Consider the following 15,878-nt stretch of genomic DNA (forward strand, 5'->3'; position numbering starts at 1 on the left):
ACAAAAAGGACGGGCAACGCCCGTCCGGCAACAACAAAAAAAGGACGGGCCCCTGGCCCGTCCTTCTTGTCATACGGCGGCGGCATTGCCGCCCCCGGGCTTACTTCAGCCAGACGCGCGCATTGCGGAAGATGCGCATCCACGGGCTGTACGTGCCACCCTGGTCGGCGATGCCCCATTTCTCGGGCGCCCACGACATCATGACGTTGCGGGTCACGCGTTCCGGGTGCGGCATCATCACCGTGAAGCGGCCATCGGCGGTGGTGACGGAAGTCAGGCCGCCCGGGCTGCCGTTCGGGTTGAACGGGTAGGCTTCGGTGGCCAGTCCACGGTTGTCGATGTAGCGCGCGGCGGTCAGCACGCGGCCGGCATCGCCCTGCTGGGAAAAGTCGGCAAAGCCTTCGCCGTGCGCAACCGCGACCGGGATGCGGGCGCCTTCCATGCCGGCAAAGAAGATGGACGGCGACTTGGCCAGTTCCACCATCGACAGGCGTGCTTCGTACTTTTCCGACTGGTTGCGCGTGAAGCGCGGCCAGTGCTCGGCGCCCGGAATCATCGGAGCCAACGCCGCCATCATCTGGCAGCCGTTGCACACGCCCAGCGCAAACGTATCCGGACGCGCGAAGTACGCGGCGAACTGATCCGACAACTGGCTGTTGAAGCGGATGGTGCGCGCCCAGCCTTCGCCGGCGCCCAGCACGTCGCCGTAGCTGAAACCGCCCACGGCCACCAGGCCCTGCATCTGCGCCAGGTCCACGCGACCGGCCAAGAGGTCGGTCATGTGGACGTCGATGGCTTCGAAGCCCGAGGTGTCGAACGCCCAGGCCATTTCCACCTGGCTGTTGCAACCCTGCTCGCGCAGGATGGCCACGCGCGGACGCTTGCCGGTGTTGATGAACGGCGCGGCAATGTCTTCTTGCGGGTCGAACGACACGTTCGGGCTCATGCCCGGGTCGGTCGTATCGTTCCAGACGTCCAGTTCGGCTTGCGCGCAAGCCGGGTTGTCGCGGCGGGCCATGATGCGGTAGGACACTTCGCTCCAGGCGCGGCCGAGTTCAGCGCGCGGCTGGCCCCAGACCTTCTTGCCGTCGCGGTAGAACTCGACTTCGTCGGCGCCGTTCAGGCCGCCAATGACGTGCGAGTGAGCCGACAGGCCCGCGCCGCGCAGCACTTGCATGACCGCGTCGCGTTGCGCGGCGGGCACCTGGATGACGGCGCCGGCTTCTTCCGAGAACAGCGCCTTGAGCGTCAGTTCTTCGCGCTGCACCTTCACCTGGTCCGGGCGGATCTTGTAGTCGCCCCAGTCCGCCGATTGCGGATCGAACGTCAGCATGTCCAGGTTCACGGAAATACCGGTGCGGCCGGCGAAGGCCATTTCGGTCAACGTGGCGAACAGGCCGCCGTCGGAACGGTCGTGGTAGGCCAGGATGGTGCCGGCTTCGGCCAGCGTGCGGATGGTGATGAAGAACGCGCGCAGGTCTTGCGGCGCGTCGATGTCCGGCACGGTTTCGCCGATCTGGTTGTACGTCTGCGCCAGGATCGAGCCCCCCATGCGGTGACGGCCACGGCCCAGGTCGATCAGGATCAGCACGCTGTCGCCGGCATCGGTACGCAGTTGCGGGGTCAGGCTGGCGCGCACGTCGGCCACCGGCGCAAACGCCGTCACCACCAACGACACCGGCGCGACCACCTGGCGCTGCTCGCCGTCCTGTTCCCAGGACGTTTTCATGGACAGCGAATCCTTGCCCACGGGGATGGACAGGCCGGTGGCCTGGCACAGTTCGCTGACGGCGGACACGGTGTCATACAGCGCGGCGTCCTGGCCATCGACGCCGCAAGCGGCCATCCAGTTGGCGGACAGCTTGATGTCTTCCAGGCGCGCCACGTCGGCGGCAGCCAGGTTGGTCAACGCTTCGGCCACGGCCATGCGGCCGGACGCCGGGGCGTCGAGCATGGCGATGGGGGTACGTTCACCCATCGACATGGCTTCGCCACGGAAACCTTCGTAGTCGGCCAGCGTCACGGCGCAGTCCGCCACCGGCACTTGCCACGGGCCGACCATCTGGTCGCGGCTGGACAGCCCGCCCACGGTACGGTCACCGATGGTGATCAGGAAGGACTTGTTGGCAACGGTGGGGTGACGCAGCACGCGGTAGGCGGCTTCGGTCAGGTCGATGCCTGCCAGATCCAGCGGCGCGGACACGCCCGGCAGGCGGCGCACGTCGCGCGTCATGCGCGGCGGCTTGCCCAGGATGACGTCGATCGGCACGTCCACGGGGCGCACTTCGGCCTCGCCTTGCGGGCGGATCGTGTCCAGGCCGGGCAGGCCCTCGCCGTCCACCACGCGCAGCTGGCGTTCTTCAGTGGCCACGCCCACCACCGCATACGGGCAACGTTCGCGGCGGGCGATGGCGTCAAAGCGTTCCAGGTCTTTCGGCAGAATCGACAGGACATAGCGTTCCTGCGATTCGTTGCTCCAGACTTCAGCGGGCGACAAGCCCGACTCTTCCAGCGGCACGCGCTTCAAGTCGAAGATGGCGCCACGGCCGGCGTCGTTGACCAATTCCGGGAAGGCATTGGACAAGCCGCCCGCGCCCACGTCGTGGATGGCGATGATGGGGTTGTTCTCGGCCTGCTGCCAGCAGCGGTCGATGACTTCTTGCGCGCGGCGTTCGATTTCCGGGTTGCCGCGCTGGACGGAATCAAAGTCCAGTTCGGCGGAGTTGCTGCCCATGCTGATGCTGGAGGCGGCGCCGCCGCCCATGCCGATACGGAAGCCCGGGCCGCCCAGCTGGATCAGCAGCGCGCCGGGGGGAATCACGTCTTTGTGGGTCAGGCCGGCGTCGATGCTGCCCAGGCCGCCCGCGATCATGATGGGCTTGTGATAGCCCCAGCGCGTGCCGCCTGCCGTCTGCTCGAACGAGCGGAAGTAGCCCAAGAGGTTGGGACGGCCGAATTCGTTGTTGAACGCCGCGCCGCCGATGGGGCCGTCGATCATGATGGACAGCGGCGAGGCGATGCGCTCGGGCAGGCCGTGGTGGTCGGCTTCCCAGGGTTGCAGCGCGTCGTCGAAACGCAGGTGCGACACGGTAAAACCGGTCAGGCCGGCCTTGGGCTTGGAGCCCCTACCGGTGGCGCCTTCGTCGCGGATTTCGCCGCCCGCGCCGGTGGATGCGCCCGGGAACGGGGCAATCGCGGTCGGGTGGTTGTGCGTTTCCACCTTCATCAAGGTGTGCACGGTGGTGTCGCGGCGGATGTACCTAGCGCCGTCAGCGCCCTGCCCCGTGACGCCGGGCACGCCGGCCTGGAAGCGCTGCGCGGGGCCGCCTTCCATGATGGCGGCGTTGTCCGAATACGCCACGACCGTGCCTTCCGGCTGCGCCTTGTGCGTGGCGCGAATCATGCCGAACAGCGTGTTCGGTTGCGATTGGCCGTCGATGACCCATTCGGCGTTGAAGATCTTGTGGCGGCAGTGTTCGCTGTTGGCCTGCGCGAACATCATCAGTTCCACGTCGGTGGGGTCGCGCCCCAGGTCGGTGAAGGACTTGGCCAGATATTCGATTTCGTCTTCTGACAGGGCCAGGCCCAAGGACACGTTGGCTTCGGCCAGCGCCTTGACGCCATCTGCCTGCACGCCGACCGTGCGCATCGGCTTGCCGGCCAGCGTCTGGAACAGCGCCTGGCCGTCGAAGTTGGCGTCGACCACGGTTTCGGTCATGCGGTCGTGCAGGCAGTCGGCCGCGCGCGCCAGCATGGCGTCGTCAAACGACTTGGTGCCAAGCAGGCCACGTTCGGGGGTGATGACATAGCGCACGCCGCGCTCGATGCGGTGCACCGACGACAGGCCGCAATTGTGGGCGATGTCGGTGGCCTTGCTGGCCCACGGGGAAATGGTGCCCAGGCGCGGAATGACCAGCAGCGACAGGCTCTTGGCCGGGGCGTCGGCTGTGCTGGGAGTGCCGTAATCCAGCAGTTGGGTCAGGTGTTGCTGCTGTTCGGCCGTCAAGGCGGCGTCGGTGCTGACGAAGTGCTCGTAGCGAGCGGAGATGTCGGCCACCGGCAGGCCGGCTTCCTTCAATTGCGCCAACAGGCGATCGCGACGAAAGGAGGACAGGACGGAGGAACCAGGCAGATGCTGAACTAGGGACACGATGCGGGCGCCGTATAAGGATGGGTGCAAAAAGTGATTTTACCTGTTTAGGGGGTTTTCCCGGAGCTGTTGTTCAAGAAGCTTGCCAAGCGGCCATTTCGGCCGATGTTACAAAAGAATTCCAACGCCGCCGCACAAAAATGGTGCACGGCAATATCGCGGTAAAGCCTTGGTGTCATCGCGCCCTGTCGCTGGCGACAGGCGCCGCGCGGCCCGGAAGGCACGGCCGACTCTGACGCAACGCAGCATGTTGTTGCCGCCCCGCACCACGGGAAAACACGAAGACCGGCGCCTGCGGGCCGACGGTAGGATGCAGCGACCCCATGACTAGAACGCGCCAAGCGCCCTGCCGTCGCCGCACCCATGTCCCGCCCTGAAGCCCCCGCCGAACCCGTCGAACCGATCATCCCCGTTGAATCCGAACCCGCCGTCAAGGTGCCGCTTGCCATCGAAGACTGGCTGGCCGTCATCCTGCTGGCCACGCTGGCGCTGATCACCTTCGCCAACGTACTGGTGCGCTACTTCACCGACCAGTCATTCGCCTGGACCGAAGAAATCTCGGTGTTCCTGTTGATCGTGCTGACCATGGCGGGCGGCAGCGTGGCGTTCGTGCGCAACCACCACATCCGCATCGAAATCCTGGCGGACAGCGGCTCGCCCCGCCGCCAGCGCATCCTGGCCTTGATCTCCAACGGCTGCGTGCTGGCCTTTTTCGTGCTGCTGACCGTGCTGTCGGTCAAGCTGGTGTCCGACGAATTCATCTACGAAGAAACGTCGCCGGCCATTGGCGTGCCTACCTGGTGGTATTCGATCTGGCTGCCCGTGATGGCCGCGGCGATCTCGCTGCGCACGCTGGGCACCATCCGCCGCATCGCCCGGGGCGCCGACACGAAATGATCGCCACCCTGCTCTTCGTTGTCTTCATCGTGCTGATGCTGATCGGCGTGCCCGTGGGCGTGGCGCTGGGCATCGGCGGCACCGTCGCCATCGTGCTGTCCAACCTGGACACGCCCTGGTATGGCCTGCTGACCGTGCCGCAGAACTTCTACGCAGGGCTGGCCAAGTACCCGCTGCTGGCCATCCCCATGTTCGTGCTTGTCGGGTCCATCTTTGACCGTTCGGGCGTGGCCAAGCGGCTGGTGGACTTTGCGATTGCCATCGTGGGCCGGGGCCCGGGCATGCTGCCGCTGGTGTCGATTGCAGTGGCCATGTTCCTGGGCGGCATTTCGGGTTCGGGCCCGGCATGCGCGGCGGCGGTGGGCGCGGTGATGATTGCCGCCATGTCGCGCGCCGGCTACCCGGGTTCGTTCTCGGCGGCCGTCGTTGCAGCCGGCGCCGCCACCGACATCCTGATTCCGCCGTCCGTCGCCTTCATCATCTATTCCGTGCTGGTGCCCGGCGCGTCGGTGCCGGCGCTGTTCGCAGCGGGCATGATCCCCGGCATCCTGGCCGGTTTCGCGCTGATCATTCCGGCCGTCTGGCTGTCGCGCAAATACAAGATGGGCGCGCTGGAGGCGCACTTGCCGCGCCCGCCCTTCTGGGCAAGCCTGCGCGAAGCGTCATGGGGCCTGGCCGCGCCGGTGCTGATTTTGGGCGGCATGCGCCTGGGCTGGTTCACGCCCACCGAGGCGGCGGTCGTGGCGGTGTTCTACGGCTTGTTCGTGGGCGGCTTCATCCACCGCACCATCAAGCTGCGCGACCTGTACACCATCTTGCGCGAGGCGGCCGAACTGTCCGCCGTGATCATGCTGGTGGTGACGCTGGCGGGCATCTTCGCGTGGGCCTTGTCCACGCTTAGCGTGATTGACCCGATCACCAACGCCATCGTCAATTCCGGCCTGGGCGAATGGGGCGTGCTGTCGCTGCTGATTCTGCTGCTGATGACGGTGGGCATGTTCCTGGACGGCATTTCGATCTTCCTGATCTTCGTGCCGTTGCTGATGCCCATTGCCAATGCCTACGGCTGGGACCCGGTGTGGTTCGGCGTGATCCTGACCTTGAAGGTGGCGCTGGGCCAGTTCACCCCCCCGCTTGCCGTGAACCTGATGGTGTCGTGCCGCATTGCGCGCGTGCCGATGGAATCCACGGTGCGCTGGGTGGTGTGGCTATTGGGCGCCATGTTCCTGGTGCTGGTGGCGGTGCTGGTGTTTCCGCAGCTGGCGCTGTGGTTGCCGAAAAAGCTGGGCTATTGAAAGAGCAGGTTGCAGCACAACCATCAACGACCGACAACAAACAACCGACAACAACAACAGACACACTCAGAGAGAGGAGACACCCCATGAAATTCCGCAACCTGATCGGCGCCGCGCTGTGCGCCGCCGCCGTGGTCGGCATGACGCCGGCGCACGCGCAGAACTACAAACCCGAATACAAGCTGTCCATCGTGGTGGGCACGACCTTCCCGTGGGGCCAGGGCGCCGAGATCTGGTCCAAGCTGGTGCGCGAACGCACCGATGGCCGCATCAACATCAAGGTGTACCCGGGCACGTCGCTGGTGCAGGGCGACCAGACGCGCGAATTCACCGCCATCCGCCAGGGCGTGATCGACATGGCCGTGGGGTCCACCATCAACTGGTCGCCGCAGGTCAAGCAGCTGAACCTGTTCTCGCTGCCCTTCCTGATGCCCGACTACGCCGCCATCGACGCGCTGGTGCAAGGCGACGTGGGCCGCGAAATGTTCAAGCTGATTGAAAAGGCTGGCGTCGTGCCGCTGGCATGGGGCGAAAACGGCTATCGCCAGCTCAGCAATTCCAAGCGCGACATCAAAAAGCCCGAAGACATGAAGGGCATGAAGCTGCGCGTGGTGGGATCGCCCCTGTACATCGACACGTTCACCGCGCTGGGCGCCAACCCCACGCAGATGAGCTGGGCCGATGCGCAACCGGCGCTGGCCAGCGGCGCAGTCGACGGGCAGGAAAATCCGCTGTCGATCTACACGGGTTCCAAGCTGTATACGGTGGGCCAAAAACACCTGACGCTGTGGAACTACGTGGCGGATCCGCTGATTTTCGTGGTGAACCGCGAAGTGTGGAATTCGTGGTCGGAAAAGGATCGCGACATCGTGCGCCAGGCCGCGCTGGATGCCGGCAAGCAGCAGATCGTGATTGCGCGCAAGGGCGTCACGCCCGAAGACCCGTCGCTGCTGAAGGAAATTGAAGGCCACGGCGTGACCGTGACGTCCTTGTCCAAGGCCGAACACGACGCCTTCGCCAAGGTCACGCAACCCGTGTATGACAAGTGGAAGAAGCAGATCGGCGAAGACCTGGTCAACATGGCCGAAAAGTCCATCGCCGCGCGCAAGAAGTAAGGCCGGCTCGTTGAACGTCAACGCCAACGCCAACGCCAACGCCGACACCGACACCTACGCATCGATTTAAGCAGCAAGCCCCAGGGGAACGACGGCGCAAGCCGCCAAACCGAGGCAGGGACGTCAGAGCCCTCCCAACCAAACAGGCGCCAGTCAAAAGCTGGCGCCTGTTTCCTTTTTGGGTGGCGGGCAATGTTCCGGTTTGCGCGCGGACACTGTTGCGCTTTTGCCCTTCTGCCCTTTTTCCCGCTTTTGCCCTTTTGCCCCTGTTGCCGCTTTTGCCTTTTTCCCCGTCGCGCCTACGGGTAGCGCACTTCCAGAATATCCAGCTCTTCGATGCCACCCGGCGTGCGCAACACCACCGTGTCCCCTTCCCTGGCCTTGATCAGCGCGCGCGCCACCGGAGAAATCCAGCTGATCTTGCCGGCCAGCGGCTCGGCCTCGTCCACGCCCACAATGGTGACGGTGTGGTCTTCGCCGGCCTTGTCGCTATACAGCACCGTGGCGCCGAAAAAGACCTGGTCGCGGTTGGGCTGCAAGGCCGGGTCCACCACTTCGGCGATGTCCAGCCGCTTGGTCAAAAAGCGCATGCGGCGGTCGATTTCCCGCAGGCGTTTCTTGCCGTAGAGGTAGTCGCCGTTTTCCGAGCGGTCGCCGTTGGACGCCGCCCACGACACCACTTGCACCACCGACGGACGCTCGACGTTCATCAGATGCGTCAGTTCGGCGCGCAGGCGTTCGTAGCCCTCGGGGGTCATGTAGTTCTTGGTGCCCACGGGCAAAGCCTGGGCTTGCGGCAGGTCGTCGTCGTCCTCGTTGTCGGACTCTTTAACAAAGGCTTTATTCATGGCGATGCTCAAGCACTGGCGCCGTGACGGCGCAATCACATTAGTCTGGGCTGGCAGGCGGGGCGGCGCGGGCCGCCCGCGTCAGAACCAATCGTGCCAGACCGGCTTCAGGTCGGACGGCAGCGACGGCAGGCGGCCAAGGTCGATCCGGCTTTCCTTGGGGCTGTGAAAGTCAGACCCGCGCGATGCCAGGAAGCCGTAGCGGCGCGCGACCTCGGCATACTGGCGCGCTTCTTCGACGGTGTGGCTGCCGGTGGTGACTTCGATGCCCTCGCCGCCCAATTGCAGGAATTCGTCGAACAGCGCGGCGAATTGCAGCGGCGTGTACTTATAGCGGCCCGGGTGCGCGATGACCGCCCGTCCGCCCGCGCCGCGGATCCAGCCCACGGCTTCGGCCAGCGTGGCCCATTGCATGGGCACATGGCCGGGGCGGTCGTCGCCCAGGTGCTTGGTGAATACGGTTTGCACGTCGGGGCAGTAGCCCGCTTCGACCAGGTAGCGCGCAAAGTGCGTGCGGCTGATCAGTTCGGGGTTGCCGGCAAACGGCAGCGCGCCTTCGTAGGCGCCCGGCATGCCCATGTCGGCCAGCCGGTCGCCGATGCGCTTGGCGCGTTCGGCGCGGCCCGAGCGGGTCTGGCGCAGGCCGGCCACCAAGTCGGCGTTGTTCGGGTCGAACTGCAAGCCCACAATGTGCACCGTCAAGCCCGCCCACGTGACCGAAATTTCAACACCGGTGGAAAACCGCATGCCCAGGTCCTGGGCCGCGCTGGCCGCTTCGGCCAGCCCGCCTACCTCGTCGTGATCCGTCAATGCCCAGACGTCGACGCCGTTGGCGTGCGCGCGCTGCGCCACGTCGCGAGGCGCCAGCGCGCCGTCGGACACAGTGGAATGGCAATGCAGATCGATGTTCAGGGTGGGCGATGTCATCGGGCTATTGTAGAGAAGGCCCGACGCGCTGAATAGCGCCATGCCGTCCCCGTAATCGCACGGCGGACATTCAAGCCAACAGGAACGCCGCCACGGGTTCCACCTGGCTATCGGCGATCAGGGTGGGCGCGTGCCCCACGCCCGGCACTTCCAGCGCCTGCGCGCGCGGATTGCGTTTCAGCATTTCGTCAACCGTGGCGCGGGTCAGCAGATCGGACTTTTCGCCCCGCACGATCAGGATCGGGCACGGCGTGGCGTCATACGAGCGCCACAGGATCTGTTCGCCGGCGGCCAGTTCGTCCGGCGTTTGCGCGGCCAATGCCTGGGCCAGCGCCAGGTCGTAATGCTTGACCCATTTGCCACCGAACTCCGGGTAAAGGAACCGGGCCAGCTCGGTCCATTGCGCGTCGGTGTGCGGGCCGAAGGTTTCGGAATTGGCGCGCATCGTAGCCACCGCCTCTTCAAACGTGGCGAATTCGCCCGGCTGACCGACGTATTGGCCGATGCGCGACAAGGCGCCCGTTTCCAGGCGCGGGCCCACGTCGTTCAATACCAGCTTGTCCAGCTGGATGCCCTGACCGGGCGGCAGCATGCCCGCGTGGGGCCGCATCGCCTGCATGGCGCCGGCGAATACCGCGGCGCCCGACAGCGCCAGCCCGATCAAGCCGCCCATCGACGTGCCCACCCAGGCCAGCCGGGCCGGGGCCAGCCGCGCAAGCAGCGTGACCATGTCGGACACGTACTGCGGCACGGTGTAGAACGCGGGGTTGGCCAGCCAGTCCGACCGGCCACGGCCCACCACGTCGGGGCACACGACGCGGTAGCGCGACGCCAGGCGGCGGGCCAGCACGTCGAAATCCCGGCCGCTACGCGTCAGGCCGTGCACGCAGAGCAGCACCTGGTCATTGGCCGGGTCGCCCCATTCCCAATACGCCATCCGGTGCAAGCCCGCCGGGCTGGCGCAGGTGACGAATTCCAAACGGGGTTGCAGGCTGGCGTCCACCATGTAAAGGCTCCACGTATCGAACGGATCGGCGCGCGCCGAAACGGCGGTTCACCAAGGCGGACTAGTGTAATCGCGCCAGCCGGACAAACGCACGACAGTTGCGCGGCCGCCCACTCTGAATTCGCCCGCGTGCCGCAGGCTGGACACTGCGCCCGCGCCTCGCTACGATCACCCCATTCTCACTGGCGCCCCCGGTTTGCACGGCAGGTAAATTGCCGTTGGCTATCAAGCCGATCCATTCATTAAATTGGAATCGGCCGTTCGTTGGGGCCAGAGTTATGAGCTTCAGGCATTGCCAGATCAGTCATCCCAAAATTGATATGGAGTCCGTATGCAGCAAAGCAGTCCTGTCTCTCCGCTGACCGCCGACCATTCTTCACCCGACGTCAGCCCCCCGCCCCCCGAACCGCCAAAAGTGCTTCAAGACGTGTTGTCTCGCGCCGACGTGCAGATCAACGGCACGCGCCCGTGGGACATCCAGGTACATGACAAACATATGTACGAACGCGTCTTCGCCAGCTGGTCGCTGGGGCTGGGCGAATCCTATATGGACGGCGAATGGGACTGCGAACGGCTCGACGAGCTGTTCACCCGACTGCTGCGCGCCGACATGGGCTCGGCCGCGCTAGGGGTCGCGCGCATCAAGCTGATTGCCGAACACCTGCGGCACAAGCTGTTCAACCTGCAATCGAAGCATCGCGCCTTTGAAGTGGGCGAACAGCATTACGACGCCGGCAACGACGTGTTCGAAGCCATGCTGGACAGTCGCATGATCTATTCCTGCGCCTACTGGGAAAACGCCCAGACGCTGGAAGAAGCGCAGTTGGCCAAGCTGGACATGATCTGCCGCAAGCTGCAACTCAAGCCCGGTGAAACGCTGCTGGATATCGGCTGCGGCTGGGGCGGGCTGGCCAAGTTCGCGGCTGAAAACTACGGCGTGTCGGTCACCGGCGTGACGGTATCGAAAGAGCAGTTGGCGCTGGCGCAGGATCGCGTCAAGGGCCTGCCGGTGCAACTGCTGCTGCAAGACTACCGCGACCTGCAAGGCAACTTCGACAAGGTCGTGTCGGTGGGCATGTTTGAACATGTGGGGCCGAAGAACTACGACACGTACTTCAGCAACGTGCAGCGTTTGATGTCGCCGGACGGCATCTTTCTGCTGCACACCATCGGCATCGCGGCCACCAGCCAAAGCACCGACCCGTGGATCGACCGCTATGTGTTCCCGAACGGCAAGCTGCCGTCCGCGCGCGAAATCGCCGGCGCCGTGGAACACCGCTTCATCATCGAAGACTGGCACAACTTCGGCGCCGACTACGACCGCACGCTGATGGCCTGGTGGGACCGCTTTGAACGCGCCTGGCCGTCGCTGCAAGCGCGTTACGGCACGCGCTTCTACCGCATGTGGAAATACTATTTGATGTGTTGCGCCGGGTTCTTCCGGTCACGCGAAGGACAGCTGTGGCAAGTCATCCTGACGCACCCGCAGCGCCAGGACGTGTACCGCTCGCTGCGCTGACGCGGCGCCATTCGCCCACCTAACGCCGCATGTCGGCGTCCTCGCGGATCATGTCGGCGGCGCGCTCCGCGATCATGATGGTGGGCGAATTGGTGTTGCCCGACGTGATAAGCGGCATCACCGACGCGTCGGCGATGCGCAACCCCTCCAGCCCGAACACGCGCAGGCGCGCATCCACCACCGCGCCGCTGTCCGCGCTCTTGCCCATCGCGCACGTGCCCACCGGGTGAAAGATCGTGGTGCCGATTTTGCCGGCGGCCTCGCGCAGTTGCGCGTCCGTCTGGTAGTCCGGCCCCGGCAACCATTCCTCTGGGCGATAGCGCTGCAACGCCGGCGCGGCGGCAATGCGGCGGACCAATCGGATGGAATCGGCCGCCACCTGGATGTCGGCCTCAGTGCTGAGGTAATTGGCGGCAATGACCGGCGCCGCGCCAGCGGGCGTGCCCGCCGCGCCCTGCGCATGCACGCTGCCGCGCGACGTCGGCCGCAGGTTGCACACGCTGGCCGTGAAGGCGTCGAAGGCGTGCAGCGGTTCGCCAAACGCGCCCAGCGACAAGGGCTGCACATGAAACTCTACATTCGCGCGCGCCTGGCCCGGGTCGGACTTGGCAAACGCCCCCAGCTGCGACGGCGCCATGCTCATCGGGCCGCTACGGCGCAGCAGGTATTCCAGCCCGATGCCCGCCTTGCCCAACCAAGATCCCGCGATCCGGTTCAGCGTCTTGACGCCATTGACCTTCAGGATCACGCGCAATTGCAGATGGTCTTGCAGGTTTTCGCCCACGCCCGGCAAGGCATGGCGCAGCGCGATGCCGCTTTCGCGCAAACGCGCGGGTTCGCCGATGCCAGACTGTTCAAGCAGATGCGGCGTGTTGACCGCGCCGGCCGCCATCACCACCTCGCGTCGCGCGCGCACGGTGACAAGGCGCGGCTCGCCCTTGCCCTGCCCTTTGCCCTGCCCCTGGCTTTGAACGCGCACCTGCACGCCCACGCAGCGCTTGCCTTCAAACACCAGCTGCTCGGCCTGCGCCCCCGTCATCACATGCAGGTTGGGCCGCTTTCGAATCGGGCGCAAAAACGCCTTGGCCGTATTCCAGCGCCAGCCGCTGCGCTGGTTCACTTCAAAATAGCCGCTGCCGAAGTTGTCGCCCCGGTTGAAGTCCTGCACGCGCGGGATGCCTTCCTGTTCGGCCGCTTGCGCGAAGGCTTCCAGGATGTCCCACCGCAAGCGCTGCGCCTCGACCCGCCATTCGCCCCCGGCGCCGTGAAATTCGTTGGCGCCCCGGTGGTGGTCTTCGCTGCGCTTGAACACCGGCAGCACCTGGTCCCAGCCCCAGGCCGGGTCCCCCGACAGCGCGGCCCAGTCTTCATAGTCTTCACGCTGGCCGCGCATGTAGATCATGCCGTTGATGGACGAACACCCGCCCAGCACCCGGCCGCGCGGGTAGATCAGGGAGCGGCCGCCCAGCCCCGGCTCTTTCACGGTGCGGTACATCCAGTCGGTGCGCGGGTTGCCGATGCAATACAGATAGCCCACCGGGATATGGATCCAGTGGTAGTTGTCGCGGCCGCCTGCCTCCAGCAGCAGCACCCGGATACCGGGGTCCTGGCTGAGCCGGTTGGCCAGCACGCAGCCGGCCGAGCCCGCGCCCACGATGACGAAGTCGTATGTCTCCATAAGCTCTTCTTATCTGCTTGGCGGGATTTACACCTGCCGCCACATTGAGCCGACCCGGCTTCGGCGTTGCCACGCACGCCGGGCATCTGGCGTGACTCTGGCGCAGCACGCCGCCGCTGTCCAATGAAATGTTGAAAATCCGTTTATAAGCATCTTTAATAATGCTCACCCCATTTCGGACGGCGCCATGGACCTCAAGCATCTACGCACCTTTGCCGCCGTGGCGCGCGAAGGCAACCTGACCCGCGCGGCCGAACACCTGCACCTGACGCAACCGGCGTTAAGCCTGCAACTGAAGAACTTTCAGGAATCGCTGGACCTGACGCTGTTCGCACGCAGCGCCCAGGGCTTGGCGCCCAATGCCGACGGACGCGCGCTGCTGCCCGCCGCGCTGCGCGTGCTGGACGCCATGGAAGACTTCCAGCGCGCCATCAGCGCCTTGCGCGACACCGTGCAGGGCGAACTGCGCATGGGCACGATCCTGGACCCGGAGTTCCTGCGGCTGGGGGCCACGCTGCAACACCTGATGGAGCACTATCCGAAAATCCGCCCCACGCTGCGCCACGGCATGTCCGGGTCGGTCGGCCGCCAGGTGCGGGCGGGCGAGCTGGATGTGGGGTTCTTCCTGGGTCCGGCCGGGGGCACGGGCGGCCCACCGCTGCTGGACGTGTTGCCGCTGGCCACGTTCACGTACTACGTGGTGGCGCCCAAGGGATGGGGCGCGCAGGTAGCCGGGCGTGGATGGCAGGACATTGCCGCGCTGCCATGGATCTGGACGCCGCCGGATTCCGTGCACCATCGGCTGCTGGCCACCCGGTTCGATGCGCTGGGCGTCACGCCGAACGCGGTGGCGCAGGTGGATCAGGAAGCCTCGATGCTGGACTTGGTGCGGTCGGGCGTGGGGCTGTCGCTGGTGCGCGATTCCATTGCGCTGCGTGAGTCTCAGGCGAACGGGCTGCTGTTGCTGCCCGGGCTGGCGATCCAAGCGGAACTGTCGTTTATCACGCAAGCCACCCGCCGCGCCGATCCTCTGGTGGCGGCGGCCTTCACGGCAGTCAGGGCCGCGTTCGGGTAGTCGGCAGCAAAGTAGCTGCCCAGCCAACGCCGGCCGCAAGTCCCGCCGCAAGTCCCGCCGCAAGTCCCGGCCGCACCCCGACCGCGCCCCGGCCGCACCCCAGCCGCCGGCCGTCCACGCTAGCGCAGCCGGCCCGGTGCCATCAGAGACGGCGCAACGCCCTCGTCCACCAGCCACGTTGGCAACGGCTGTTGCGCCAGCAACGCCGCCGCCATCGCCGACACGCCCGCCGCCGACTGGATGCCGTAGCCGCCTTGCGCCGCCAGCCAGAAAAACCCGGGCTGGGCCACGTCATAGCCCACCACCATGTCGCCGTCCGGCACGAACGAACGCAGCCCGGCCCACACGTGGGACGGCCGCCGGATGGTCAGCGTGGTGGCGGATTCGATGTGATAGATGCCGGTGGCCACGTCCAGTTCTTCGGCCACCACATCGTGCGGGGCAACCGGGTCCGCGTTGGCGGGCGAGCCCAGCAACTGACCCGCGTCCGGCTTGAAGTAGAAGCTTTCGTCGATGCCGACCACCGCCGGCCACGCGCTGCAATCCACGCCGTCCGGCGGCGCAAAAATGAAGGCGCTGCGCCGGCAGGGCTGCAAGCCCACGGGCGCCACGCCGCAGCGCCCGGCCAGGTCGTCGGCCCACGCGCCCGCCGCGTTGACCACCACGCCTGCGTGCAGTGTGGCGCCGTCCGTCAACCGCAACGTCCACACGCCGTCGTCCGACCGTTGGCCGGATTCCACCTCGGCATTGCAATGCACGACCGCCCCCTGCCGCCGCGCTGCCGCCAGAAAGCCCTGGTGCAACGCATGCACGTCCAGGTCGCGCGCGTCTGCTTCAAACAAGGCGCCGCCCGCCACCGCTTCGGGGCGGATACACGGCACGCGTGCCATGGCCTGGGCGGCGTCCAGCAATTGGACGTTGCCCGCCTGCGCCGTCGCCGCCTCATAGCCTTGCATCAGCTGGTCGCGCTGCTCGGCACTGGCGATATACAGGCAGCCGCGTTCCTGCAGCAAAGGGTGTTCGGTGAAACCGGCGGGCGGGTTCTCATAGAAAGCGCGGCTGGCGCGCGTCAGCGCCTGGATCTGCGCCGTGCCATAGGTTTCCATGAACATCGCGGCCGAGCGGCCGGTGGAGTGGTAGCCAGGCTGCGACTCGCGTTCCAGCAAGATGACCCGCGTCTGTCCCGGTTTTTCGGCGGTCAGGCGATACGCCAACGACGCGCCAGCAATGCCCGCGCCTACAATCACCACGTCAAATTGCTGCGCTTTCGATGCGTGTTCCACTTGCAGTCCCAACGTACGTGTGAATGTACGAGCCAGATATTTCTCGGATTTGAGAATTCTCGGATATGACAAAATATCCGTCAAC

At 65.8% G+C, this 15,878-nt stretch carries 11 protein-coding genes; 5 read left to right on the forward strand and 6 right to left on the reverse strand.

Going from position 1 to position 15,878, the window contains the following annotated elements:
* Positions 1 to 100: 100 nt before the first annotated feature.
* Positions 101 to 4,150 carry a phosphoribosylformylglycinamidine synthase gene (gene purL / locus DVB37_RS15505; protein ID WP_120157517.1) on the reverse strand — a complete coding sequence of 1,350 codons (4,050 nt, stop codon included), beginning with the start codon at positions 4,148 to 4,150 and terminating at the stop codon, positions 101 to 103.
* A 363-nt stretch (positions 4,151 to 4,513) separates the two neighbouring features.
* Between purL and DVB37_RS15510 the strand changes: the two genes are divergently transcribed.
* The 3 genes from DVB37_RS15510 (at position 4,514) to DVB37_RS15520 (ending at position 7,457) form a co-directional block, all read left to right on the forward strand.
* Entirely contained in the window at positions 4,514 to 5,047 is a 534-nt protein-coding gene (locus DVB37_RS15510; protein ID WP_104145083.1) for a TRAP transporter small permease, read from the forward strand.
* Entirely contained in the window at positions 5,044 to 6,342 is a 1,299-nt protein-coding gene (locus DVB37_RS15515; protein WP_046806945.1) for a TRAP transporter large permease, read from the forward strand. Before DVB37_RS15510 ends, DVB37_RS15515 begins: the two co-directional genes overlap by 4 nt.
* An 86-nt stretch (positions 6,343 to 6,428) precedes the next feature.
* A complete protein-coding gene (locus tag DVB37_RS15520) occupies positions 6,429 to 7,457 on the forward strand; it encodes a DctP family TRAP transporter solute-binding subunit (protein WP_104145082.1) in 1,029 nt (342 codons plus the stop codon).
* Between the two features lie 299 nt (positions 7,458 to 7,756).
* On the opposite strand, the gene greB is transcribed toward DVB37_RS15520, so the two are convergent.
* The 3 genes from greB to DVB37_RS15535 all read right to left on the reverse strand — a co-directional run bounded on the left by greB (position 7,757) and on the right by DVB37_RS15535 (position 10,238).
* On the reverse strand, positions 7,757 to 8,305 hold the full coding sequence (gene greB / locus DVB37_RS15525) for a transcription elongation factor GreB (RefSeq protein ID WP_046806947.1): 549 nt from the start codon (positions 8,303 to 8,305) through the stop codon (positions 7,757 to 7,759).
* 81 nt (positions 8,306 to 8,386) lie between these two features.
* On the reverse strand, positions 8,387 to 9,232 hold the full coding sequence (locus DVB37_RS15530; protein ID WP_046806948.1) for a 3',5'-nucleoside bisphosphate phosphatase: 846 nt from the start codon (positions 9,230 to 9,232) through the stop codon (positions 8,387 to 8,389).
* A gap of 70 nt (positions 9,233 to 9,302) precedes the next feature.
* On the reverse strand, positions 9,303 to 10,238 hold the full coding sequence (locus DVB37_RS15535) for an alpha/beta fold hydrolase (protein ID WP_120156112.1): 936 nt from the start codon (positions 10,236 to 10,238) through the stop codon (positions 9,303 to 9,305).
* 331 nt (positions 10,239 to 10,569) lie between these two features.
* Here DVB37_RS15535 and cfa point away from each other — a divergent pair, with 331 nt between their 5' ends.
* On the forward strand, positions 10,570 to 11,757 hold the full coding sequence (gene cfa / locus DVB37_RS15540; RefSeq protein WP_120156114.1) for a cyclopropane fatty acyl phospholipid synthase: 1,188 nt from the start codon (positions 10,570 to 10,572) through the stop codon (positions 11,755 to 11,757).
* Between the two features lie 19 nt (positions 11,758 to 11,776).
* Here the strand turns inward: cfa and DVB37_RS15545 are convergent, their stop codons facing one another.
* The gene (locus DVB37_RS15545; RefSeq protein WP_120156116.1) at positions 11,777 to 13,435 is read right to left on the reverse strand and encodes a GMC family oxidoreductase; all 1,659 of its coding nucleotides are present in this window, start codon (positions 13,433 to 13,435) and stop codon (positions 11,777 to 11,779) included.
* Positions 13,436 to 13,622: 187 nt separating this feature from the next.
* Between DVB37_RS15545 and DVB37_RS15550 the strand changes: the two genes are divergently transcribed.
* Positions 13,623 to 14,510 (forward strand): LysR family transcriptional regulator, encoded by an 888-nt coding sequence (locus tag DVB37_RS15550; RefSeq protein WP_120156118.1) that lies wholly within the window; start codon positions 13,623 to 13,625, stop codon positions 14,508 to 14,510.
* A gap of 119 nt (positions 14,511 to 14,629) precedes the next feature.
* Here the strand turns inward: DVB37_RS15550 and DVB37_RS15555 are convergent, their stop codons facing one another.
* Positions 14,630 to 15,793, reverse strand: coding sequence for an FAD-binding oxidoreductase (locus DVB37_RS15555; RefSeq protein WP_104145116.1), 1,164 nt, complete (start codon positions 15,791 to 15,793; stop codon positions 14,630 to 14,632).
* Between the last annotated feature and the right edge of the window lie 85 nt (positions 15,794 to 15,878).

This window comes from Achromobacter sp. B7 (assembly GCF_003600685.1).
GTDB lineage: Bacteria > Pseudomonadota > Gammaproteobacteria > Burkholderiales > Burkholderiaceae_B > Achromobacter > Achromobacter spanius_B.

Bases quoted from the DNA above. Each gene is read 5' to 3' on its own strand.
- cfa (WP_120156114.1), top strand. From the start codon at position 10,570: ATGCAGCAAAGCAGTCCTGTCTCTCCGCTGACCGCCGACCATTCTTCA.
- DVB37_RS15510 (WP_104145083.1), top strand. From the start codon at position 4,514: ATGTCCCGCCCTGAAGCCCCCGCCGAACCCGTCGAACCGATCATCCCC.
- DVB37_RS15535 (WP_120156112.1), bottom strand. From the start codon at position 10,238: ATGGTGGACGCCAGCCTGCAACCCCGTTTGGAATTCGTCACCTGCGCC.
- DVB37_RS15545 (WP_120156116.1), bottom strand. From the start codon at position 13,435: ATGGAGACATACGACTTCGTCATCGTGGGCGCGGGCTCGGCCGGCTGC.
- DVB37_RS15515 (WP_046806945.1), top strand. From the start codon at position 5,044: ATGATCGCCACCCTGCTCTTCGTTGTCTTCATCGTGCTGATGCTGATC.
- DVB37_RS15520 (WP_104145082.1), top strand. From the start codon at position 6,429: ATGAAATTCCGCAACCTGATCGGCGCCGCGCTGTGCGCCGCCGCCGTG.
- greB (WP_046806947.1), bottom strand. From the start codon at position 8,305: ATGAATAAAGCCTTTGTTAAAGAGTCCGACAACGAGGACGACGACGAC.
- DVB37_RS15530 (WP_046806948.1), bottom strand. From the start codon at position 9,232: ATGACATCGCCCACCCTGAACATCGATCTGCATTGCCATTCCACTGTG.
- DVB37_RS15550 (WP_120156118.1), top strand. From the start codon at position 13,623: ATGGACCTCAAGCATCTACGCACCTTTGCCGCCGTGGCGCGCGAAGGC.